Consider the following 21,678-nt stretch of genomic DNA (forward strand, 5'->3'; position numbering starts at 1 on the left):
GTGATCCTAGGACGAGACCTGGAAGAGCACCGGAATTGCCATCTCCGCGTGCGTGCGCGACCCGTGGAACCCGCTCATGCCGGTCCAGCTGGGCTCCGCCTGGGTGCGCACGACCACCGCGGAGCCCTTCATCGCCACCACGAGGTCACCGATGCGGTCCACCGCCAGCGGGCTGATCGGGCCGAACCACCCGGCGTCCACCGCCTCCTCGCGCGTCAGCACGTCCGCGCGGTCGCCGAGGTACTCGCGCCACACGGACAGCACCTCGTCGCTCTCGGTGTGCAGATACCGCACCCGGGGCTCGCCGGCGATCACGCGAACTCCTTGCCACAGCAGGGGTTCGGTGTCGAAGTCGATCCGTTCCCCCGCGGTGATCATGCCGTGGTCCGCCGTGACGACGAGCATCGAGTCCGGTGGCATCCTGGCGGCGATCCGCGACGCCAGCGCGTCGATGAACTCCAGCTGCAGCAACCACTCCTCGGAACCGGGCCCGTAGAAGTGCCCGATCGTGTCGAGGTCCGCGTGGTAGGCGTAGCAGAACGACCGGTCCTCCCCGACGGCCGCGAGGGCACCGAGGGCGAGGTCGCCGAACCCCGCCGCGCCGCGGAACCACGAGCCGCGCAGCACCGCCCTGGTCAGGCCGCTGCCGCGGTGGAACAGCGGGGCGACCGCGCTGACCGCGACACCGGCCGCCGACGCGCGTTCGAACAGGGTCGGGTGCGGCTGCACGACCTCGGGCACGAGCGTCTTGCGCAGGTCGTGGTGGCGGTCGTCGGCCCGCGCCCAGGTCAGCGAGTTGAGCACCTCGTCGCCGACCTCGAACGTGTAGCCGACGATGCCGTGCTCGCCCGAGAGCAGCCCGGTGCCGATCGAGGCGAGGCTGGTCGCGGTCGACGACGGGAAGCCCGCGGAGATCTCCTGGCCGGCCATCGACGACAGGAACGGGGCGTGCTCGGCGTGCGATCGCAGCAGCTCGTGGCCCAGACCGTCGACGAGCAGGAGCACGACACGCCGGGCGGCGGGCAACCCGAGCGTGTTGTCGGCACCCGGCACGTCCAGGCCCGACAGCAGTGATGGGACGACCTCGGCGATGGTCATGAAGGACACCGTGCCACGTCGAATCGGACAACGGGCAGAATGGCGCGCTGTGACAACGCTCATCCACCAGAAGATCGCTGACGAGCTCGGAGTGGCCGCAGGCCAGGTCGGCTCTGCTGTCGAACTCCTCGACGGTGGCGCGACCGTCCCGTTCGTCGCCCGCTACCGCAAGGAGGCGACCGGCGGTCTCGACGACACCCAGCTGCGCACGCTCGAGGAACGCCTCGGCTACCTGCGCGAACTGGAAGAGCGCCGGGCGGCCGTCCTCAACTCCATCCGCGAGCAGGGCAAGCTCAACGACGCCCTCGAGGCGCAGATCCTCGCCGCCGAGTCCAAGGCGCGGCTGGAGGACCTGTACCTGCCCTACAAGCAGAAGCGCCGCACGAAGGCCCAGATCGCGAAGGAGGCCGGTCTCGAACCGCTGGCCGACGCACTTCTGGGTGATCCTGGGCTGAACCCCCAGGAGGAAGCCGCGAAGTTCGTCGACCCCGCGAAGGAGGTCGCGGACGCCGCGGCCGCCCTGCAGGGCGCGCGGGCCATCCTGGTCGAGCGGTTCGGCGAGGACGGCGACCTGATCGGCGACCTGCGCGAGCAGATGTGGACGCGCGGCCGCGTCGTCTCCAAGGTCCGCGAGGGCAAGGAGACCGACGGCGCCAAGTTCTCCGACTACTTCGAGTTCGACGAGCCGTTCGCCAAGCTGCCGTCGCACCGCATCCTGGCGCTGTTCCGCGGCGAGAAGGAGGAGGTCCTCGACCTCGTCCTGGAGCCGGAGGAGCCGCGTGAGGAGGGTCCCTCGACGTTCGAGGTGCGCATCGCCTCGCGCTTCGGCATCGACGACCGGGGCCGTCCCGGTGACAAGTGGCTCACCGACACCGTCCGCTGGGCGTGGCGGACCCGGATCCTCGTGCACCTGGGCATCGACCTGCGCGGCCGGCTGCGCCAGTTCGCCGAGGACGAGGCCGTCAAGGTGTTCGCCTCGAACCTGCGCGACCTGCTGCTGGCCGCCCCGGCCGGCACGCGCGCCACGATGGGCCTCGACCCCGGCTACCGCACGGGTGTGAAGGTCGCGATCGTCGACGCCACCGGCAAGGTCGTCGCGCACGGCGTCATCCAGCCGCACGTGCCCGCGAACCGCTGGGACGAGTCGATCGCGAAGCTCGCCGCGTGGGCCAAGCAGCACAACGTCGACCTGATCGCGATCGGCAACGGCACGGCCTCGCGCGAGACCGACAAGCTCGCCGCCGACCTGATCAAGCGCCACCCCGACCTGGGCCTCACCAAGATCGTGGTGTCCGAGGCGGGCGCGTCGGTGTACTCGGCGTCGGCCTACGCGTCGTCCGAGCTGCCGGGCCTCGACGTGTCGATCCGCGGCGCGGTGTCGATCGCGCGGCGTCTGCAGGACCCGCTGGCCGAGCTGGTGAAGATCGACCCGAAGTCGATCGGCGTCGGCCAGTACCAGCACGACCTCGCGGAGTCGAAGCTGTCGCGTTCGCTGGACGCGGTGGTCGAGGACTGCGTGAACGCGGTCGGCGTGGACCTCAACACCGCCTCGGTGCCGCTGCTCTCGCGCGTCTCCGGCATCACCGCCGGTCTCGCGGAGAACATCGTGCTGCACCGCGACGCCAACGGCCCGTTCAAGTCGCGCAAGGCGTTGAAGGACGTGGCGCGGCTCGGCCCGAAGGCGTTCGAGCAGTGCGCGGGCTTCCTCAAGATCCGTGGCGGCGAAGAGCCTCTGGACGCCTCCTCGGTGCACCCCGAGGCGTACCCGGTCGTGCGGAAGATGCAGATCGAGGCGGGCACCGAGCTGATCGGCAACACGGCCGTGCTGACGAAGCTGCGGCCGGAGAAGTTCGTGGACGAGCAGTTCGGTCTGCCGACGGTCACGGACATCCTGCGCGAGCTCGAGAAGCCAGGCCGCGACCCGCGACCGGCGTTCAAGACGGCGACCTTCGCGGACGGCGTCGAGAAGATCGCCGACCTCAAGCCCGGCATGGTGCTGGAGGGCGTCGTGACGAACGTGGCCGCGTTCGGCGCGTTCGTGGACATCGGCGTGCACCAGGACGGTCTCGTGCACATCTCGGCCCTGTCCAACACCTACGTGAAGGACCCGCGCGACGTCGTGAAGTCCGGTGACGTGGTGCGGGTGAAGGTGCTGGAGGTCGACGAGGCCCGCAAGCGCATCGGGCTGACGCTGCGCCTGACCGACGAGCCGGGCAAGCCCGCTCCGAAGCAGCAGGGCGGCGGTGGCGGCGGTCGTGACCGTCGTCCGCAGCAGCGCGGCGGGCAGCCCCAGCGCGGTGGCCAGCAGCGCAGTGCGCCGCCGGCCGCGAGCGGTTCGATGGCGGACGCGCTCCGCAAGGCCGGTTTCGGCAAGTAGGCCGTACGAGAAAGGGCCCCTCCCGGCGTGGGAGGGGCCCTTTCTCATTCGGGCGTTACTTGGCGCGGGTGCCCTTCATCTTCACCAGGTCCGACTCGAACAGCTCCTCGACGGTCGTGAGACCGCCGGGCACCTTCGAGTCGACCTTGGTGATGTAGGACTGCGTGGCGGACGGCCGCCCGACCAGCGAGTAGTGCAGCGCGCTGGTCAGGCCCTGGGTGTCCAGGCCGTTGGTGCTGTGGAACGCGTCCAGCACGCCGTCGCGCGAGAGGTCGCCGTTCTGGCACGCCTTCTCGATGACCGAGAGGAACACCTTCGCGACGGTGTAGCCGTGGTCGACGTAGATCGCGGGCTTGTCGTTCGGGTAGTACTTGGTGAACGCCGCCGCGACCTCGCGCGGGCCGGCCTGGGTGCCGGTGAACGGCGCCACCGACGTCACCACGGACACCTGCTTCTCCACGGCAGGGCCGACCGGCGACTCGAGGATGGCGGTGTCGAAGCCGACCACGTTCACCATGAACGGCACCTCCCACTTCATCGCCGCGGCGACACCCACGGCAGCGGCGGTCTGGGCGGGGGTGGTGCTGAGCACGACGGCCTTGGCGCCCGCGGCCTTGAGCGCGCCGATCTGCTGCACGAGGTCGGCCGTGGTCTCGCCGATCGGCTGCTCGGCGATCTTCATGTTCCACTGCGTCCCGACGAACCGGCTGCCCTCCACGGCGTTGTCGCCGTAGCTGCCTCGCACGTAGACGTGGCCGACGGTGTCGCCCTCCTTGATCACGCCCTTGCGCTTGTAGTGATCAAGTCCGTTGATGACGTCGAGGTCGTACGTGGTGCCCACGATCATCATGTGCGGGTTGCCGAGCAGCGACGCGGCCCACGAGGCGGGCGCCGTCAGCGTGCGGGTCTGCATGATGTCGGGCTCGATCGCGGCGGTCATCGGCGTACCCGCGAGCTCCAGCAGACCGAGGACCTGGGGCTCCAGGTCGAAGTACGCGTCGAGCGCCTTCTGCACGTCGTACGCGTGGTCCTTCAGCTTGAGCTCGACCTTGCGGCCGCAGATGCCTCCACGGTCGTTGACCTGCTTCAAGTAGAGCTCGTAGCCCTTCATGCGGGTCATCGCGGAGGCTTTGAACGGACCTGTCATGTCCGTGAGGATGCCGAGCGAGATCGTGTCGTCGGTAACGCCCGGCCCGGTCTTCACCTGGACCTTCTCGTCTGTCTTGGCGCCACAGCCGGCCACGAGGACGGCGAGCGCCAAGGCGGCGGTGGGCAGTACACGGCGGAGGGGCATGCAGCAGTCCTTGTCCAAATGATCTCGGCATACTAAGCGGTAGCTCAGTATTGATTTCGTCGTCACATAATGCCTCTCTATGTGGTACGGAACACAGATACGTAAGGTTCATGTGACTACCGCTCGACTACGGAGTGTGCTAGCTCTTCGGTGCCGAACGAAATGAGATACGGCGGCTCCGGCCGAATTTCACACCTCCGTACGGACGCATCCGAACGCACGAAGATCTGGAATCGTGGCGCGGACACGGGTATGGGGAGGCGTGCGTGAACGAGGTCGACGCGGTCGTCATCGGGTCCGGACCGAACGGTCTGGTGGCCGCGACGTTGCTCGCGGACGCGGGCTGGGACGTCCTCGTGCTGGAGCAGCGAGACAGGCCCGGCGGCGCTGTGACGTCGGCGGAGATGACCGCGCCGGGCTTCTCGAACGACGTCTACAGCGCCTTCTACCCCCTCGGTCTGGGCTCGCCGGTGCTCGGCGCGCTGAACCTGGACGTGCGGTGGCAGCACGCTCCGGCCGTACTAGCGCACGTTCTGCCGGATGACCGAGTGGCTCTGCTCTCGCGAGATGTCGCGGAAACGGCCAAATCCGTCGGTTCTTTTGCCCACTCGGACGCCGAGCGCTGGCAAACGGAGTACTCGAAGTGGCTCCAGATGCGCGACGCGGTACTTCACTCTCTGTTGCAACCGTTTCCACCCGTGCGCGGTGGTCTTTCCCTGCTGCTTTCGGCCGGGGTCGGCGACGCGCTGCGGCTGGCCCGCCTGTTGACCTTGCCGGTGCGGCGGCTGGGCGAGGAGCTGTTCGAGGGCGAGGGCGCTCGCGTGCTGCTGGCGGGCAACACGATGCACACGGACCTCGGCCCCGACCAGTCCGGCGGTGCCGGGTTCGGCTGGCTGCTGGCGATGCTCGCGCAGGAGGTCGGCAACCCGGTCCCCCGCGGTGGGGCGGGTGAGCTGACGGCGTCGCTGGTGCGGCGGTTCGGCGGCCGCATCGAGACGAACGCCCAGGTGACGGGCGTGCTGCACGCGCGCGGTGTGGCCGTTGGGGTGCGTCTGGCCGATGGCTCGGTCGTGCGCGCACGCCGTGCGGTCCTGGCCGATGTGCCCGCGCCGTCGCTCTACCTGGACCTGATCGGCGCCGACGCGTTGCCGGGGCGGCTCGCCGAGGACCTCCGGCGGTTCCAGTGGGACAGCGACACGATCAAGGTCGACTGGGCGTTGTCGAGCCCGATCCCGTGGACCAACCCGGAGGCGTCGCAGGCGGGCACGATCCACCTCGGCGGCGACGTCAACGGCCTGGCCGGGGTGGCGCACGAACTGGCCTGCGGGAAGGTGCCGCGCAACCCGTTCCTGGTCATGGGGCAGATGACGACGACGGACCCGTCACGCTCCCCCGCCGGCACCGAGGCCGCATGGGCGTACACACACGTGCCGCTGGGCGGGAACTGGACGCCGGACAGGCTGAAGCGCCGTGCGGACCGCCTGGAGGTGATGATCGAGGAACGCGCGCCCGGCTTCCGGTCCCGCATCCTCGGGCGTTCCGTGCTCGGGCCGGCCGAGATCGGGTCGGTCAACGGCGGTACCGGCGCGATCCACCAGCAGCTGGTCTTCCGGCCGGTGCCGGGGCTCGGGCGCGCGGACACGCCGTTCGACCGGCTCTACCTGGCGGGCTCGTCGGCGTGGCCGGGCGGGGGCGTGCACGGGGCGGCGGGAGCGAACGCGGCACGGGCGGCGCTGGCTCGGTGGGGTGCGGCGGGCGGTCTCTACAAGACGTTGATCCAGGGCGTGCACAAGGCGCTCTACTGAGTGCGGGCGAGCTTGCGGGTGCGTGAGGCCCGCAGATACCCCATGACCAGCGCTTCCAGGTCGGGGTGCGTGGTCTGGAAGCCGTCGGGCACGGTGCCGCCGCGCACCAGGGCCGTCGTCTGGCGGGACGTGTGCGAGGTGTCGACCACGCCGTCCATCTTTAGTTCGAGCTCGACGGGCCCGACGACGACGTGGTGCTCGCCGAGGATCTCCTCGATCTCGCCCGTCACCTGCACGCGGCCCTCGTCCAGCAGCAGCAGGTGGTCGCAGACGTCGCCGAGGTCGGTGAGCAGGTGCGACGACAGCAGGACCGTCGTACCCCGTTCGGCGACGTCGGTCATGACGATCCGCAGCGTCTCGTCGCGCGCCAGCGGGTCCAGGTCGGACAGCGGTTCGTCCAGCAGCAGCACCTTCGGCAGCCTGCCGAGCGCCAGCGCGATCGAGACCTGCGTGCGGGCGCCGGCGGACAACGTGCGCACCTTGGCGTCCTTGTCCACGCCCGCCAGGAGATCCAGCACCTCGTTCGCCTTGGCGGGCGACCAGCGGTCGTTCATCGCCCCGCCCGCCCGCATCATCTCGCGGACGGTGAACTGGTCGTAGAGCGGCCTTTTCTGGGTCAGCAGCGACACGTCGGGGTGCATGCGGCCGCGCACTGCCGTGCCGTGCACGGTGATCTCGCCGCTGGTGGGCTTCGCGAGCCCGGCGATCAGCGACAGCAACGTGCTCTTGCCCGCGCCGTTCGGCCCGACGAGCGCGGTCACGCTGCCCTCCGGCAGCTCGAACGAGCACTCGTCGAGCGCGGTGGTGCGCCCGAAGTGCTTCACGACGTTCCGCGCCTGCACCGGACTGGCGTTCATCGTGCTCCCAAGTCCACAGTGGACATCAGTAGTGCGCGCCCCGCACGTCGGTGTAGATCGCGTCGACCTCGTCGGCCGACAGCCCTTCGTCCACCGCGCGGTCCATCCACTGGTCGAGGTCCTGCCGCAGCGGCGCGTCCGCCTTCGTCGCGTCGGTGGCGAGCGAGGCCGTGATGAACGTGCCCATGCCCCGGCGGCCCTCGGCGAGCCCCTCGTGCTCGAGCTCGCGGTACGCCTTCAGCACGGTGTTGGGGTTGACCCTGGTGGCCTCCACGACCTCCCGTGCCGTCGGCAGCTTGTCGCCGGGACCGAGCAGCCCCATCCTCATGGCCTGCTTGACCTGTGCGGCGATCTGGAGATAGGTGGACACCCCGGAGTGCCGATCGATGCGAAACTCGATCACGCCGCTCAGCATAGGTGTCCACCCGTCCGGGTCACGTCTGCCTGCGCACGGCCCACACCGAGCCCAGCACGAACAGCACCGCGGCGCCCGTGAAGATCGACGCCTCCAGCAGGTGCAGCGTGGTCGCCTGGTCGACCGGGATGACGTCGGCGTACCTCTGCGCGAGGCCGTTCTCCCGGTAGCAGGCCGCGAAGTCGACGGCTCCCTGCGCGTCTCCCTTGCCGGCGCAGTTCATCATCGGCGTCGGATCCGCCACCACCGCACCCTTGGCGTCCAGGAAGCCCGACTCCACCACCAGCGGACCGCGCTCGACCGTGCGGCCGTCCAGGTCGTCGGAGAGCACCCTGGTCGGCGTGACGAGGGACTCGCGCACCCCGCCGAGCACCGTCCGCACCGCGATGAACAACCCGAGCGTCAACGTCATCGCCACGAGCGTCCTCTTGAACACCGCGCCCGCGAACATGCCGAGCGTGTAGGCGAAGAGCGTGTACGCGACCGGTGAAACCCCTTGGGCGTCGAAGGTCGTGAAGTAGAACGGCCCCGTGCTCAACGGCCCGAGATTCCCGGCCGCGTCCAGCCAGCTGTGCACGACCAGCTGGTAGGCGACCACCACCACGAGCGCGGGCAGCGCGGCGACGACGAACTTGGTCGCCATCCACCGCGTCCTGCTGACCGACTGCGTGAACGCCAGCGCGTGCGTCCCCTGCTCGAACTCCCGCGCGAACAACGGCGCACCGACGAAGATCCCGATCAACACGGGCGCCACGAGCACTGTCGCCTCAGCGGCGTGCATCCTGTCGAACCAGGTCGTCTGGAACTCGCCGGCCGCCGCGTTCCGGCACGCCTCCACCCCCTTGTCGACGCAGTCGAGGAGGTTGCGCGCGGTCAGGTCCGCGACCATTCCCGCCCGCAGCAGCAGGATGGCCGCCACCGCCACGACCAGCCCGGCGACGAGCGTGATGAACACGGGCCGCTGCTGACGCCACACGATCCACGTCATGCCGCCACCTCCATGCGCATGTAGGCGAGCGCGAGCTGGCTGAGCTTGTCGTGTTGTTCGTGCTTCTCCAGCAGGGTTTTCACGTCACCGGCGAGCCTGACGCGGCCCTCTGCCAGCAGCACCAGGTGGTCGCACACGTCTTCCAGTTCTGCCAGCACGTGCGATGACAGCAGCACCGTGATGTTTTGTGTCCGGCATTCCTGTGTGAGCGTCTGGAGCACCGTCTCGCGTGCCAGCGGGTCCAGATCCGCCAGTGGCTCGTCCAGCATCAGCAGCCGCGGGCGCTTGCCCAGTGCCAGTGCCAGCGCGACCCTCGTCCGCTGGCCGCCGGAGAGGGTGCCGATCTTGGCCGCGAACGGTACCTGTGCGTTCTCCACCAGGCTTTCCGCGTATGCCTGGTCCCAGTTCGGGTTGGCGTTCCGGCCGTACTTGAGCGTCTCGGTGACCGTGAACTGCGGGTACAGCGGCTTGGCCTGCGTCAGGAACGCCACCGACGGGTGCATGCCCCGGCCGTTCGGCACGTCGCCGAACACCGAGATGCTGCCCGTGGTCGGGCGCAGCAGTCCGGTGATCATGCCCATCAGGGTGCTCTTGCCGGCGCCGTTCGGCCCGACCAGTGCGATGGTGCGGCCCGCCGGGATCTCCAGCGTGCAGTCGCGCAACGCCCAGCCCCGTGAGTACTTCTTCCCCAGATCCGCCGTCAGGACCGGCGGATGCTCCCTCTGTCCCATGGGAGCCACCGTAGCACCCTTTCACTAGTTAGCTAGTGAAAGGGTGGTGGAAGTGCCCGGTCGCGAAGAACAAGCAGGTGGGACAGCCCGAAGCGGACCGTCTAACGGTGGTTCACGACGCGATCCGCCGAGTCCGCCGGCTCTCCGCCCTCCGCTGCAGATGATCAGCCGTCAACTCCAGCTCGTACACCCGCAAAGCCTGGTAACGCGGCGAGACGCGGAGCGCGAACGTCCCGCTGAGACGTTCGATCGCCGACGCCGAGCGATCGAGCCGCCTTCTCGCCGCGTCCAGGCCACCTGCCCGCAGCATGCGCAGGCAGTTCTCCGCCTCGCAGTTGTACGAGCGGAGCATCAGCGCCGACCAGTCCTCGACGAGCCTGCGGCCGGTCGCGTCCGATCCGTTGTAGGTGACCTGCCCGCCACCTTCGATCGCCGCGCCGGTCTTGATCAGGGTCTTCATCTCGTCGTGGATGAGGTCCAGCTGCGCCTGGTGGTCCGCGGCGGCGTCCGTGCGGACCACGCCGGCTCGTTGGAGGGTGAGTTCTTCCTTCAACGGCTGGAGTTCGGCGCGAGCGGTGGAGATCCGGTGCCGCAGCGCTACTAGTTCGGCACCGGCTCTGTCGACCTCTTCCAGCGCGTCGGTCTGCGCTGACCGGGCGTCACCGATTCGGGAGAGGAGTTCCTGCAGGCCCTCCACGGCGCGCTGCAGCTCTGCGATCCGGCGGTTCTTGCGCCCGAGCATGCCTACCTCCTCGAACCCGAACAGCGACGAAAGGCCCATGACCGTTCCATCGCACGGAGGTATCCGTCGTTATCTACGACGCTATGCACTCACACCATCGAGTGATCCCACGAAACGGACGAACCCTTCGGGGTCCTCGCTCGTGGCGGACTGCTGCAAGATCACGCTGGTAGCGCCCGCCGCGGCCACCTGGGAGACCAGGTCCGTCACGAACGCGCGGTCGCGGGAGTCCGTCTCCACGTAGACGACCAGCGGGTGCTCGCGGGTCGCGCGGATGGCCCTGACGCGGTCCAGGTCCGCCGACGCGTCGAGGATCGTGCCGTCGCCGGTCTCGCCCGCGAGGTCCAGGGTCTTCATTCCGAGGCCGCCCACGTAGATCGGCATCGGGGCGGCCGGCGGCCAGTCCAGCGCGACGCCGGACAGCTTCACGTACCGGCCTTCCACGGTGACGCGTTCACCTGCCAGCAAACGCTGCAAGGCCTCGGTGTACTCGCGCAGCAACGTCAGGGGCGACGACACCCGCGCGCCGACCTGGCCCATCCAGTCCTGCACGCCGTGGCCGACGCCGATCGTGACGCGGCCGGGGAACAGCCGGTCCAGCGTCGCGGCCTCCATCGCGGTCAGGGCGACGTTGCGCAGCGGCACGGGCAGCAGGCCCACGCCGACCTTCAGCCGCGAGGTCCAGGCCAGGGCGGCGGAGGCGCAGGCGATGCCGCTCTCCAGGAAGCAGTCCTCCCACAGCCACAACGAGTCCACACCGGACTCCTCGGCGGCGAGGACGACGGAACGCAGGTTCTCGGGCGGGAGCTGAGGCCGGTAGACGGCGCCGAGTGTGGTCACCCGACCAACCTACTACCGGCCGCAGCACCAGATCAGCAACCGCAGTTGTAGTACGTGACGTCCCAGTGGTTCGACTCGAGGTAGTAGATGTTGCCCGCGTTCGACTTCCACTTGTTGCCACCGATGGAAGAGAAGCTGCCCTTGATGTAGTTCGTGACGCAGCTGGTCAGCCGGTAGTCCACCTTGTAGCCGTTCCAGTGCGAGTACGTGCCCGACGCGTGGCCGGTCTCCGTGCCACCGGTGATGGTCAGCGCACAGCCCGACGCGCTCTTGAACGTCTTGGCGCCCGCGATGGTGGTCTGGTTGATCTGCTCGAACGAGGTGCAGTTCGACTGGTTGCGGTTGCTGCAGCCACCGCTGGACGTCCAGCTGATGCCGGCCGCGCTCAGCTGCGCGGTCGCCTGCGAGTGGGTGTACTTGGCCGGGGCCGCCGACGCGACGGACGCGCCCATGATCAGAGCGGCGAACATCGCGACCACGGCTGCGATCGTGCGAACGAACATGTGCTCTCTCCTTATGCCCAAGGTGCCGCGAAAGCTAGGAAGGAGCGGTAAAGGAAGGCCTAAATCGGCCTTAGGCCGTTCTTTGGCGCCGCGGTGGACAGTTCCGGTCATCACCATCAGCAAGTCGATCGGAGCAACACCATGCGCATTCGCCACGCTGTAGCGGCGACCGCGATCTCGCTCGGGCTGCTGGGCGGCATGAGCGGCATCGCCCAGGCCGCGCCGGAGGGTCCTGCCGAGCAGGAGACGTCCCTCTCGCAGGTCCAGGCGGCAGCCGGGTACGGCGGCTCGATCAGCCGTACCGAGGTCATCAAGCGCGCCAAGGACTGGTGGGACCGCAAGGTTCCGTACAGCCAGTCCGCCTACGCCTGGGACATCGGCAAGGGCAAGAAGTACCGCACGGACTGCTCGGGCTTCGTGTCCATGACGTGGAAGCTGACGACGAGCCGCAACACGTCCACTTTGGACGAGGTCGCCACGAAGATCTCCTGGGCGAACCTCAAGCCGGGCGACATGATCCTGCGCAACGGCCACGTGAAGCTGTTCGAGAAGTGGGCGAACACCGCGAAGACGTCCGCGTGGATCTACGAAGAGGGCAGCACCGCGACGGACATGGACCACGAGACCGTGACGATCTCGTCGCTCAAGAGCGGTGGCTACCTGCCCTGGAAGTACAAGAAGATCACCGGCTGAGTGCCCGTGAGGCCCACCGAGCCCGCCACTGAGGCACCTCTTCCCTCTCCCTGGTGCCCAGTCGCGTGAACAGGCCGGCGGCCTCGTCCCAGGAGCGGTCCGCGCCGTCGACGTCCCCCAGACAGGCGTGGACCGCTCCCAGGTCACGAAGTGTCCTGGCCCGCCACAACGGCAGGCTCAGGTCGTTCCACACCGGCAACAACTCGGTCAGCACGATCCGCGCCCCGGCGTGGTCCCCCGCCGCGAGCCGCCACTCCCCCAGCGTGCGGCGGACGAGCGCCTCGCCGAACCGGTCGCCCACGTCGCGGCAGCCGTCCAGCGCCTGCTGGATCAGCTCCTCGGCGGGATCGAGAGAACCCTTGCGCAGCAACACCTTCGCCCACGCCTGGGCGGTGTAGCAGCCGAGCAGCTCGTCACCGGTGCCCGCGACCATCTCGTGCGCGCGCCGGATGTGGTCCTCCGCGAGGTCGAGCTCGCCACGAGCGCGGTGGACGAGCCCGATGCCGCGGGCTGCCAGTGCCTCACCCCGGCGACTCTGCGCCTGACGGTAAAGGGACTCTGCCAGGCGAAGCGTGCCGAACGCGCCCTCGTCGTCGCCGAGTTCCCGTTTGACAGAGCCGATTCCGTACAGCGCGTGCGCTTCGCCTTCGAGGTCGTTGGACTCCAGCAGCTCACGGGCCCGGCCGAGCGCCTCCAGCGCACACGGGTACTGGCCCAGGTCCCGGCACACCATGCCGATGCCGTTCATCGCGACGGCCTCGCCGCGCAGGTCGCCCAGGTTCACGAACAACGTCTGCGCGGTCTCGAACCACGAACGCGACTCGACCAGGTTGTCGCGCTTGTAGTGCATCTGCCCGAGGCTGCACCGCAGCACCGCCTCCAGCCGCAGGTCCCCGGTCCTCCACACGGCCTCCAGCGCCGCCGTGTGCGTTCGTTCCCATGCCTCGTAACGGTTCCTGAGCCCGAACCAGGCGAACACCAGCACCTCGGCCAGCTGGGACGCGATCTCCGCGAGCCCGAGCTCCGCCGCCCGTTCGACGAGCCTCGTCAGCAACGACTCCTCGCGTGCGAACCAGGCGTCCTTGTCCGTCGGACGCGCTGCCGCCGCGACGACGCCCAGCGAGTCCTGCATCCGTGGCACCGCGAGGAACAGCTGCTCGGTCAGTCCATCCACAGTGGACAGAGCGGCGACCACGGCCCGCCGGACGACGTCCTCGCGTTCGTGCAGCTGGTCTTCCGCCTCGGCGAGCTCACGGGCGTGCAACCGCACCAGCTCGTGCATCCGGTACCGCGCGCTGCCGATGACGTCGAGCAGCCGCGCGTCGACGAGCTGGTCCAGCACGTCCTCGTCGAGCAGGTGCGCCCACACGAAGCTCGGCACCTCGGGCAGCCCGAGGAACCCGAAGATCCGGTACGCGCGGCGGACGTTCTCGTCGAGCGCCCGGTAGGTCAGCTCCAGGCTGGACCGCACCGCGAGGTCGTCCGCGACCAGCTCGTCGAGCCTGCTGCGTTCGTCGGAGAGCCTTCTGACCAGCTTCGACACCGGCCAGTGCGCCCGCCCTGCCAGCCGCGCGCCGGTGATCCGCACGGCGAGCGGCAGGTACCCGCACAGCCGCGCGACCTCCTGCGCCTGGTCGGGCTCGGTGGCCACCCGGTCGTCGCCGAGGATGCGCTTGAGCAGGGTGACGGCCTCGTCGCTGCTGAGCACGTCCAGCGGGATGCGCCGCACGCCCTCGAGCCCGCACAGCCTGCTGCGGCTGGTGATCAGCGTCAGGCAGCCGGGACTGCCCGGCAGCAGCGGCCGGACCTGCGAGACGCTCGTGACGCCGTCCAGCACGATCACCACGCGCCGCCCGCCCACCGTCGCGCGCCAGAGCGCCGCGCGTTCCTCCGCGGACTCCGGGATGCGTTCGCTCGGCACGTCCATCGCGCGCAGCAACGCGTCCAGCGCCCCCGACGGCGAGTGCAGGTCCACGAACAGCTGCCCGTCCGGATAGCGGTCGGCGAGGCGATGGGCCGCGTGCACCGCGAGCGCCGACTTGCCGACGCCCGCCGGCCCCTCGATCCACCAGACGCCGCCGTCGCTGTCGAGCAGCCGGCTCAGCTCCCGGTCGCGCCCGGTGAAGTCGCCCGCGTCGCGCGGCAGGTAGTTGCGGCGGCTGTCCCGCGTGCCCTCCAGCACGTCGCGGTAGAGCTGCTGGAGCTGCTCGCCTGGCTCGACCCCGAGCTCGTCGACGAGCACCTTGCGCGTCTCGCGGAACACCCGCATGGCGTCCGCCCGGCGCCCGGCCCGCGCGAGCGCCGTCATGAGCTGCCCGCGCAGCCGTTCGGCCAGGGGGTACTCGGTGACGAACGCCCCGAGCCGGTCGATGAGCCCGGCGTGCCGCCCCAGCGCCAGCTCGGCGTCGACCCACGTCTCGGCGGCCGCGAGCCGTTGCACGTCGAGCGTCTGCGCGAACGCCACCGGCGTGCCGCGCCAGAGCTGCAGCGCCTCGTCGAGGAGCTCGGCCTTGGCCTTGAGGTCGGTCTCGTCCCCCGCCGTGGCCACGAGCCTGCGGAACGCGTGCAGGTCGACACCGCCGGGGTCGGCGTTGAGCACGTACCCGGCCGCGCGGTGCTCGACCGGCAGCCCCGCCCGGCGCAGGCTGGAGATGTGCACCTGGAGCGACTTGCGCGCCTGCGGTGGCGGCTCCTCGCCCCAGATGAGGTCGATGAGCCGCTCGACGGGCACGATCTTGCCGCACTCGACCGCCAGGACGGCTAGGATCTGCGCGGGTTTCGGCGGCACGGACGGTTCGACCGGGCCGAGAATCCTGATCTCCACTGCGCCCCCACCAGTGTTGAACATTCACCAAGTTCTGCACGGCATTGCCAAATTTTGACGCAATCCGGCTCGCGGGGGTTCCACTTCCGAGTGAATGCACTCGAACGGACGCAGATCTGGATGCAACCAGACCAGAGCCCACTCCGTCCAGCCCACTTTCAGTGGGCATGAATGTGAACTTTTGTCTTGGCTTCTTAGAGACTCGCTTTGAGTCGCCCGAACTCCTCGGCCAACGCCGGCAACTGCCAGTGCGCGTTCAGCCCGCTCGGATTCGGCAGGATCCACACCCGAACACCGCCGACGGTGTCCTGCTGCGCCCCGACCTGCGCCTTCTTGCGACCGAAGGCGGCACGATAGACCGTCACGCCCAGGACCGCGAGAACCTGCGGTGAATACTGCTCCACCTTTTCAGTGAGCTCGATCGCGCCTTGCCGCATTTCGTCAATTGTTAATTCGTCGGCTTTGGCGCTGGGCCGCGCGACGACGTTCGTGATGCCGAGCCCCAGTTCGAGGAGCTTCTCCTGCTCGGCGGGCGCGAACTGAGACGGCGTGAAACCGGACAAATGAAGAGCGGGCCAGAACCGGTTTCCCGGCCGCGCGAAGTGGTGCCCGGTCGCCTCCGACACGAGGCCTGGGTTGATACCGCAGAAGAGCACGCGGAGTCCGGGCTTGATCACGTCGGCAATCACGTGGCCAAGCCTACGAGGTACGCCGTAGCGTGCCCGCCGTGGCCGACCACCTCACGACGCTGCCGATCCTGTTCCTCGACGTGGACGGCCCGCTGCTCCCGTTCGGCGAGGGCGTCCCCGGCACACCCGGTCTCGCCCGGCTGGACCCGACGCACGGCCCGTGGCTCAAAGCCCTGCCGTGCGAACTCATCTGGGCCACGACCTGGATGGACGACGCGAACGAGCACATCGCACCCCTGCTGGGCCTGCCACAACTTCCGGTGGCCACCTGGCCGGACGACCCGGACACCGAGGCCGTCGACGCACGCCAGGGCCTGCACTGGAAGACCCGCGGGCTGGCAGCGCTAGCAGGCACCAGACCGTTCGCCTGGGTGGACGACGAGATCGGCGAGAAGGACCGCGACTGGGTCGCCCAGCACCACGGCCGGGCCCTGCTGCACAAGGTCGACCCGCGCCACGGCCTCACCGACGCCGACTACCTGGAACTCGACACCTGGCTGCGCGAGAACTAGGCGCCGGCGGGCACCCGAGGCCGCGGCGTCCACATCGTGTACCCGGCCCGGCGCGCGTCCTCCGGCGAGTGGAAGAACGCGTCACCCTTCATCCGCTTGTAGTAAGGCGAATCGGGCGTGTGGAACATCATCGTCCGCGAGTTCGCCTTGATCGCGGGCGCGGCGACCACAGGCTCCTCCATGAGGGACAGCGGCTGCACCTCCACCACCGCGGACGAGCGCGTGCGCATGGTGAGCCAGGTCAGCAGGACGCCGGCGAGGAACGCGCCCGCGCACAGCAGGAACATCTGGAAGAAGAACCCGAACAACGCACAGCTCCTAGCCCGTAGTCGTGAAGTCCTCGTCGACGCGCAGCCCGGGGGCGGCCGAGCGCAGGGCGTCGCTCAGCGAGCCCGCGCGCTCCGGGTCCGCCACGTGTGCCGACGCGGTCACGTGTCCTTTGTGGACCACGCAGGTGAAGTCGGTGACGTCCCTGTCCAGTGCGGCTTCGAGCAGCGCGGCGGCCACCTCCGCGGACACCGGCAGGCGAACGCCTGCGTCGGGGGTGATCACGTCGGTGATCCGGTGAGCGGTCAGGGCGCGCACGGCGTCCACGACCTCCTGGCGTTCCTGCGCGGACACGGCGGTGCCCGCCAGCACGATCTCCGACGACCGCACCGCGAGCACCAGGTGGCCGGGCGCCACGGCGGGTGCGGGGTGCGCGGCGAGACCCACCGCGGCGAGCAACGCCGGCACGACGAGAGCACCGACGAGGACGCGTAGCGGCAACTGCACGCGCCTGACCTATCTCATCGGGACGACCGGCTGCCACCGGCCAGAGCCGAACACGCAGGACAACACGCCCGAATTCACTCGTTCGTGGTGACCACGACGGGTTCACCGGAGGCCACCAGTCGCCAGTCGGAGCCGGTGAACGAGGCGGGGTCCAGCACGCCCGCGGCCTTGACCCAGTCGATCAGCAGCTGCCGGATCTCCTGCTGCTGGTTGTGCAGCACGGGCGCGGCGGCGATGTGCGGGAAGTCGCCGCCACCGGCCTGCCGGTAGTTGTTCACGGCGACCGCGAACTCGAACGAGTCCGACACCGCCACCCCGCCGAACCGCAGGTCGACGATCCGCGACCCGACCGGCTGCGCGATGTCGACGGCGTAGGTCAGCGGCGCGGTCAGGCCGTAGGCGATGTCGAAGTTGTAGTCCGGCACGTCGGCGGAGAGCTCGGCGGCCGTGAACGGTCCGGGGCCGGTGACCTGCAGGAAGTACCGCGCCGACTCCTCCAGGAAGTCGCGCACCTGCCCGCCGGTCATCCGCACGCCGACCAGCGTGTTGTCGAAGATGTAGAGCCCGGCGACGTCGCGCAGGGACACCTCCCCCGCCGGGATCGCCGCCGCCCGGTTGAAGGGCGCGCACAGCGACAGCACCGGCAGCGATGTGGACTTCGAGACCTCCAGCGCCTGCACGTGGTTGATGAACCGCAACGCGGGCGTGTCCTCGAACCGGGACCGCTCGACCGTCATCGCCGCGGCACAGGTCCCGACCCGCCCGTTGACGTACGCGACGACCCGCTCGTGGTCGTGCCGCAGCAGCCGCACGATCCGCGGGTCCTCCTCCACCGACGCCGACGACAGCACCGTCGACCGCGACCCGGCCAGCTCCCAGTGCCCGTCGTGCTCCAGGTCGAACTCCATCACCGACAACCGCTTGCCCGAGAACAGCGGCTCGGTCAGCAGCACCTGCCGCCCGGTCACCTTGTTCGTCACGAACCGCGACGGGATCTCCACGTGCGCGTGCCCGACCAGCACCGCGTCGATCCCCGGCACGGTCTCGGCCAGCAGCTCGGAGCAGTTCTCCGGGAACGGCACCTGGTCGCCCAGCGACGACGACAGGTCGGCCCCGGAGTGCGCCACCACGATCACCAGGTCGGACTTGCGCCGGATCTCCGGCACCCAGTGCAGCGCCTGCTCCACCAGCCCGGGGAACGTCAGCACGCCGTCGACGTGGGCGCGGTCCCACACCGCGATGCCGGGGTTCGTCAGCCCGAGGATCCCGACCCTCAACGGCGGCCCGCCCGTGCGCCACACCGTCTTCACCACGTACGGCTGGAACGCGGGCAGGCCGGTCGCCACGTCCAGCGCGTTGGCCGCCAGCAGCGGGAACTCCAGCTGCCGCTCGAAGGTCCGCAGCACGGAGAGCCCGTAGTTGAACTCGTGGTTGCCCAACGCGGCGGCGGTGTAGCCGATGGCGTTCATCGCGGCGGCCATCGGGTGCGTGTGCGCGCCACGCGTGATCGGCTCGACCTTCGCGTAGTAGTACGCGAGCGGTGTGCCCTGGATGGTGTCGCCGGCATCGAGCAGCAACGTCCGATGGCGTCCCACGGCGGAACGCACGTCGTTCACCAGCGTCGAGATCTTCGCGAGCCCGACGTCGTTGTGCGCGAAGTCGTCGAACTCGCGGTTGAGGTAGTAGTCCCAGTTGAAGAGGTTGCCGTGCAGGTCAGTCGAGCCCATCACAGTCAGTGTGAACGTGCGCACGCCGCTCACCTCCGGTTGTGGTCGGGCTGATCACCCGACCATAACCGCTCACACTTGACCCCAAATCACCTCGTGGGTGGGGTCTGCCCGTCCCGCTGACCGCGCTGACCAGGTTCGACCACGCTGGACGCGACGGACTTGCCGTCCTCTGTGGTGGCGATCACGGTCACGCTGTCGCCTTTCTCGACACCTTCGGCCACGGTGTCGGCGTCGATCACGTAGGTCTTCGTGTACCCGTCGGTGGACTTCACCTCGACGGACGTGTCGCTGATCGCGGTGACCTCACCGGTCTGGAACTCGCCGTGGGTCGTCGTGCCGAACCCGAGGCCGCCGCGCATGCCGCCGCCCCCGTCCGGCGGTGCTCCGCCCATGCCGCCCGGTCCCATGCCTCCGGCTCCGGTCTGCTGGTTCGTGCCACTGGCCGCGTAGATCGCGACGCCTCCGGCACCGGCGATCGCGACGGCGATGGCCACGGCCGCCACCGTCTTCTTCGCGGTCCACGCCGGGCGCGCCGCGGGCTCGGCTGCGGGCTGGGGTGCGCCCCACTCCGGGGGCTGTTGTTCGGTCATGAGAGCCACGGTGGTGGTGCCGCCTGTGCCGGACCTGTGTGCGCCGTAGGCCTGAGCTGTGGGCCGCGCTCACAGCTGGTACACAGGATCGGCGTCCACGATGGGAGCCATGCGCGCGATGAAGACGGAACTCCGCAGGCCGGACGGACAGCCGGTGCGGGTGCTCGTCGTCGACGACGAGTCCACTCTGGCCGAGCTGATGTCGATGGCGCTGCGCATGGAGAAGTGGGACGTGCGCACGGCTCTCGACGGGACGACGGCGGTGCGGACCGCGCGCGAGTTCCGTCCGGACGTGGTGGTGCTCGACGTGATGCTGCCGGACTTCGACGGCTTCGAGGTGCTGCGCAAGATGCGCGCCGAGGCCCCGATCCTGCCGGTGCTGTTCCTGACGGCGAAGGACGCGGTCGAGGACCGCATCGCCGGGCTCACCGCGGGCGGCGACGACTACGTCACCAAGCCGTTCTCGCTGGAGGAGGTCGTGCTGCGGCTGCGCGCACTGCTGCGGCGCACCGGCGTGACCGACGCGGACGCGGGCACCCGACTGGTCGTCGGCGACCTGTCGCTGAACGAGGAGACGCGCGAGGTCGAACGCGCCGGCACGTCGATCGACCTGACCGCGACGGAGTTCGAGCTGCTGCGCTACCTGATGCGCAACCCGAAGCGCGTGCTGAGCAAGGCCCAGATCCTGGACCGCGTGTGGAGCTACGACTTCGGCGGCCAGGCGAACATCGTCGAGCTCTACATCTCGTACCTGCGCAAGAAGATCGACGCCGGGCGCACCCCGATGATCCACACGATGCGAGGCGCCGGTTATGTCCTCAAGCCTGCGTCCTAGAACGCTGCGGGCCCAGCTCGTCTCCGGTCAGATCGTCCTGCTCACGGCGCTGTGCCTGGTGATCGGCGGCGTCTCGGTGCTCGCACTGCACGCGTTCCTGATGAACAACCTCGACCGCCAGATCACCACTCTCCGGCCGCCACCGCCGGGTTCCCCGTACACGACCCCCGGCATCAACGCGCGGGTCGAGCGCGACGGCACCATCAGCGGCACGATCGAGCTGCCGGGCACCCAGCAGGCACGCATGCTCACGGACGCCGAGATCGCGGTGCTGGAGGCGACGCCGTCCGGCCCGCACACGGTCGACCTGGGCGACGCGGGCGAGTTCCGGGTGGTCTCCGACAGGTTCGGGATCAAGGGGCTGTCCCTGACCACCGTCACGGACATCGTGTGGCAGATGGTCTGGATCCTCACCGGGCTCCTCGTCGCGGGCGTGGCGGCGGTGGCGCTGGCGGGCAGGGTGATCGTGCGACGCGCGTTGGTGCCCCTGGAAAGGGTCGCCGACACCGCCACCCGCGTCTCCGAGCTCCCGTTGCACGAGGGCGAGGTCGCGCTCGCCGAACGCGTGCCGGAGGAGGACACCGACCCGGCCACCGAGGTCGGCAAGGTCGGCCTCGCGCTGAACAGGATGCTCGGCCACGTCGACGAGGCGCTGAAAGCCAGGCACGACAGCGAGACCAGGGTCCGGCAGTTCGTCGCCGACGCCTCGCACGAGCTGCGCACGCCGCTGGCCGCGATCAGGGGCTACGCCGAGCTGACCCGCAGGACCGACGCGGACCTGCCGCCCGAGGTCACGCACGCGATGGGCCGCGTCGAGTCCGAGGCGGTGCGGATGACGTCGCTGGTCGAGGACCTGCTGCTGCTCGCCCGCCTCGACGCGGGCAGGCCGTTGGAGAGCAAGGACGTCGACCTGTCCCGGCTGGTGCTGGACGTGGTCGGCGACGCCAGGATCGCGGGCCCCGACCACAGCTGGAAGATCGCGCTGCCGGAGGACCCCGTGGTCGTTCCCGGTGACGTGCAACGGTTGCACCAGGTCATCGGCAACCTGCTGTCCAACGCCCGCGCGCACACCCCGCCGGGCACCACCGTCACGACCGGCTTGTCCGTCCACAACGGACAGGCCGACCTCACCGTGACCGACGACGGTCCCGGCATTCCGCAGGGTCTCGAGGTCTTCGAACGGTTCGCGCGCGGCGACTCCTCGCGTTCCCGGGCGGCGGGAAGCACGGGCCTGGGACTGTCGATCGTGGCGGCCGTGGTCGGCGCGCACGACGGCGACGTGTCGGTCACGAGCAAGCCCGGCCGGACCACGTTCACGGTCTCGCTGCACACAGGTCGTTCACAGCGGGAGCACACGACCGACCCAGGCTAGGCCGCGACT

General features: G+C 69.5%; 20 protein-coding genes and 1 pseudogene. 6 read left to right on the plus strand and 15 right to left on the minus strand.

Annotated elements, in window-relative coordinates; all coding sequences use genetic code 11:
* Positions 1-6: 6 nt before the first annotated feature.
* Positions 7-1,098 carry an alkaline phosphatase family protein gene (locus tag ACSHWB_RS01710; protein ID WP_439660320.1) on the minus strand — a complete coding sequence of 364 codons (1,092 nt, stop codon included), beginning with the start codon at positions 1,096-1,098 and terminating at the stop codon, positions 7-9.
* A gap of 49 nt (positions 1,099-1,147) precedes the next feature.
* Here ACSHWB_RS01710 and ACSHWB_RS01715 point away from each other — a divergent pair, with 49 nt between their 5' ends.
* Entirely contained in the window at positions 1,148-3,475 is a 2,328-nt protein-coding gene (locus ACSHWB_RS01715; RefSeq protein WP_439660321.1) for a Tex family protein, read from the plus strand.
* A gap of 55 nt (positions 3,476-3,530) precedes the next feature.
* On the opposite strand, the gene ACSHWB_RS01720 is transcribed toward ACSHWB_RS01715, so the two are convergent.
* A complete protein-coding gene (locus ACSHWB_RS01720) occupies positions 3,531-4,769 on the minus strand; it encodes an ABC transporter substrate-binding protein (RefSeq protein ID WP_439660322.1) in 1,239 nt (412 codons plus the stop codon).
* A gap of 266 nt (positions 4,770-5,035) precedes the next feature.
* Between ACSHWB_RS01720 and ACSHWB_RS01725 the strand changes: the two genes are divergently transcribed.
* Positions 5,036-6,574: a phytoene desaturase family protein gene (locus ACSHWB_RS01725; protein WP_439660323.1), complete on the plus strand. Its 1,539-nt coding sequence runs from the start codon at positions 5,036-5,038 to the stop codon at positions 6,572-6,574.
* Here ACSHWB_RS01725 and ACSHWB_RS01730 read toward each other — a convergent pair.
* The 7 genes and pseudogenes from ACSHWB_RS01730 to ACSHWB_RS01760 all read right to left on the minus strand — a co-directional run bounded on the left by ACSHWB_RS01730 (position 6,568) and on the right by ACSHWB_RS01760 (position 11,650).
* Positions 6,568-7,431, minus strand: a complete 864-nt coding sequence (locus ACSHWB_RS01730; RefSeq protein ID WP_439660324.1) for an ABC transporter ATP-binding protein — start codon at positions 7,429-7,431, stop codon at positions 6,568-6,570. The two genes, ACSHWB_RS01725 and ACSHWB_RS01730, sit on opposite strands and share 7 nt — an antisense overlap.
* A 25-nt stretch (positions 7,432-7,456) precedes the next feature.
* A complete protein-coding gene (locus tag ACSHWB_RS01735; RefSeq protein WP_439660325.1) occupies positions 7,457-7,834 on the minus strand; it encodes a GntR family transcriptional regulator in 378 nt (125 codons plus the stop codon).
* Between the two features lie 31 nt (positions 7,835-7,865).
* Positions 7,866-8,834, minus strand: coding sequence for an ABC transporter permease (locus tag ACSHWB_RS01740; protein ID WP_439660326.1), 969 nt, complete (start codon positions 8,832-8,834; stop codon positions 7,866-7,868).
* Positions 8,835-9,058: 224 nt separating this feature from the next.
* A pseudogene (locus ACSHWB_RS01745) lies at positions 9,059-9,565 on the minus strand (ATP-binding cassette domain-containing protein); the annotation flags it as partial.
* A gap of 112 nt (positions 9,566-9,677) precedes the next feature.
* Complete coding sequence (locus ACSHWB_RS01750; RefSeq protein ID WP_439660327.1) at positions 9,678-10,346, minus strand: DUF4041 domain-containing protein; 669 nt, start codon at positions 10,344-10,346, stop codon at positions 9,678-9,680.
* A 42-nt stretch (positions 10,347-10,388) separates the two neighbouring features.
* Positions 10,389-11,147, minus strand: coding sequence for an LLM class flavin-dependent oxidoreductase (locus ACSHWB_RS01755; protein ID WP_439660328.1), 759 nt, complete (start codon positions 11,145-11,147; stop codon positions 10,389-10,391).
* 32 nt (positions 11,148-11,179) lie between these two features.
* Positions 11,180-11,650 (minus strand): hypothetical protein, encoded by a 471-nt coding sequence (locus ACSHWB_RS01760; RefSeq protein ID WP_439660329.1) that lies wholly within the window; start codon positions 11,648-11,650, stop codon positions 11,180-11,182.
* A 141-nt stretch (positions 11,651-11,791) separates the two neighbouring features.
* Here ACSHWB_RS01760 and ACSHWB_RS01765 point away from each other — a divergent pair, with 141 nt between their 5' ends.
* Positions 11,792-12,343, plus strand: a complete 552-nt coding sequence (locus ACSHWB_RS01765) for a hypothetical protein (RefSeq protein WP_439660330.1) — start codon at positions 11,792-11,794, stop codon at positions 12,341-12,343.
* On the opposite strand, the gene ACSHWB_RS01770 is transcribed toward ACSHWB_RS01765, so the two are convergent.
* On the minus strand, positions 12,333-15,167 hold the full coding sequence (locus tag ACSHWB_RS01770) for a BTAD domain-containing putative transcriptional regulator (protein ID WP_439660331.1): 2,835 nt from the start codon (positions 15,165-15,167) through the stop codon (positions 12,333-12,335). The genes ACSHWB_RS01765 and ACSHWB_RS01770 overlap by 11 nt on opposite strands.
* Positions 15,168-15,361: 194 nt before the next feature.
* A complete protein-coding gene (mug, locus tag ACSHWB_RS01775; protein WP_439660332.1) occupies positions 15,362-15,856 on the minus strand; it encodes a G/U mismatch-specific DNA glycosylase in 495 nt (164 codons plus the stop codon).
* Positions 15,857-15,894: 38 nt separating this feature from the next.
* Between mug and ACSHWB_RS01780 the strand changes: the two genes are divergently transcribed.
* Positions 15,895-16,368, plus strand: coding sequence for an HAD domain-containing protein (locus ACSHWB_RS01780; RefSeq protein WP_439660333.1), 474 nt, complete (start codon positions 15,895-15,897; stop codon positions 16,366-16,368).
* On the opposite strand, the gene ACSHWB_RS01785 is transcribed toward ACSHWB_RS01780, so the two are convergent.
* The 4 genes from ACSHWB_RS01785 to ACSHWB_RS01800 all read right to left on the minus strand — a co-directional run bounded on the left by ACSHWB_RS01785 (position 16,365) and on the right by ACSHWB_RS01800 (position 19,462).
* A complete protein-coding gene (locus tag ACSHWB_RS01785) occupies positions 16,365-16,676 on the minus strand; it encodes a sunset domain-containing protein (RefSeq protein WP_439660334.1) in 312 nt (103 codons plus the stop codon). The two genes, ACSHWB_RS01780 and ACSHWB_RS01785, sit on opposite strands and share 4 nt — an antisense overlap.
* 10 nt (positions 16,677-16,686) lie before the next feature.
* Positions 16,687-17,142: a hypothetical protein gene (locus tag ACSHWB_RS01790; RefSeq protein ID WP_439660335.1), complete on the minus strand. Its 456-nt coding sequence runs from the start codon at positions 17,140-17,142 to the stop codon at positions 16,687-16,689.
* Between the two features lie 74 nt (positions 17,143-17,216).
* Complete coding sequence (locus ACSHWB_RS01795) at positions 17,217-18,893, minus strand: bifunctional metallophosphatase/5'-nucleotidase (RefSeq protein ID WP_439660336.1); 1,677 nt, start codon at positions 18,891-18,893, stop codon at positions 17,217-17,219.
* A gap of 65 nt (positions 18,894-18,958) precedes the next feature.
* On the minus strand, positions 18,959-19,462 hold the full coding sequence (locus ACSHWB_RS01800; RefSeq protein ID WP_439660337.1) for a hypothetical protein: 504 nt from the start codon (positions 19,460-19,462) through the stop codon (positions 18,959-18,961).
* Between the two features lie 109 nt (positions 19,463-19,571).
* Here ACSHWB_RS01800 and ACSHWB_RS01805 point away from each other — a divergent pair, with 109 nt between their 5' ends.
* Positions 19,572-20,297, plus strand: a complete 726-nt coding sequence (locus ACSHWB_RS01805; RefSeq protein WP_439660338.1) for a response regulator transcription factor — start codon at positions 19,572-19,574, stop codon at positions 20,295-20,297.
* Positions 20,275-21,669: a sensor histidine kinase gene (locus ACSHWB_RS01810; RefSeq protein WP_439660339.1), complete on the plus strand. Its 1,395-nt coding sequence runs from the start codon at positions 20,275-20,277 to the stop codon at positions 21,667-21,669. Before ACSHWB_RS01805 ends, ACSHWB_RS01810 begins: the two co-directional genes overlap by 23 nt.
* The last annotated feature ends 9 nt before the right edge of the window (positions 21,670-21,678 follow it).

Source organism: Lentzea sp. HUAS TT2, assembly GCF_051853195.1.
Classification (GTDB): domain Bacteria; phylum Actinomycetota; class Actinomycetes; order Mycobacteriales; family Pseudonocardiaceae; genus Lentzea.

Bases quoted from the DNA above. Each gene is read 5' to 3' on its own strand.
- ACSHWB_RS01720 (WP_439660322.1), bottom strand. From the start codon at position 4,769: ATGCCCCTCCGCCGTGTACTGCCCACCGCCGCCTTGGCGCTCGCCGTC.
- ACSHWB_RS01740 (WP_439660326.1), bottom strand. From the start codon at position 8,834: ATGACGTGGATCGTGTGGCGTCAGCAGCGGCCCGTGTTCATCACGCTC.
- ACSHWB_RS01750 (WP_439660327.1), bottom strand. From the start codon at position 10,346: ATGGGCCTTTCGTCGCTGTTCGGGTTCGAGGAGGTAGGCATGCTCGGG.
- ACSHWB_RS01805 (WP_439660338.1), top strand. From the start codon at position 19,572: ATGCGCGCGATGAAGACGGAACTCCGCAGGCCGGACGGACAGCCGGTG.
- ACSHWB_RS01810 (WP_439660339.1), top strand. From the start codon at position 20,275: ATGTCCTCAAGCCTGCGTCCTAGAACGCTGCGGGCCCAGCTCGTCTCC.
- ACSHWB_RS01730 (WP_439660324.1), bottom strand. From the start codon at position 7,431: ATGAACGCCAGTCCGGTGCAGGCGCGGAACGTCGTGAAGCACTTCGGG.
- ACSHWB_RS01765 (WP_439660330.1), top strand. From the start codon at position 11,792: ATGCGCATTCGCCACGCTGTAGCGGCGACCGCGATCTCGCTCGGGCTG.
- ACSHWB_RS01800 (WP_439660337.1), bottom strand. From the start codon at position 19,462: ATGACCGAACAACAGCCCCCGGAGTGGGGCGCACCCCAGCCCGCAGCC.
- ACSHWB_RS01710 (WP_439660320.1), bottom strand. From the start codon at position 1,098: ATGACCATCGCCGAGGTCGTCCCATCACTGCTGTCGGGCCTGGACGTG.
- ACSHWB_RS01760 (WP_439660329.1), bottom strand. From the start codon at position 11,650: ATGTTCGTTCGCACGATCGCAGCCGTGGTCGCGATGTTCGCCGCTCTG.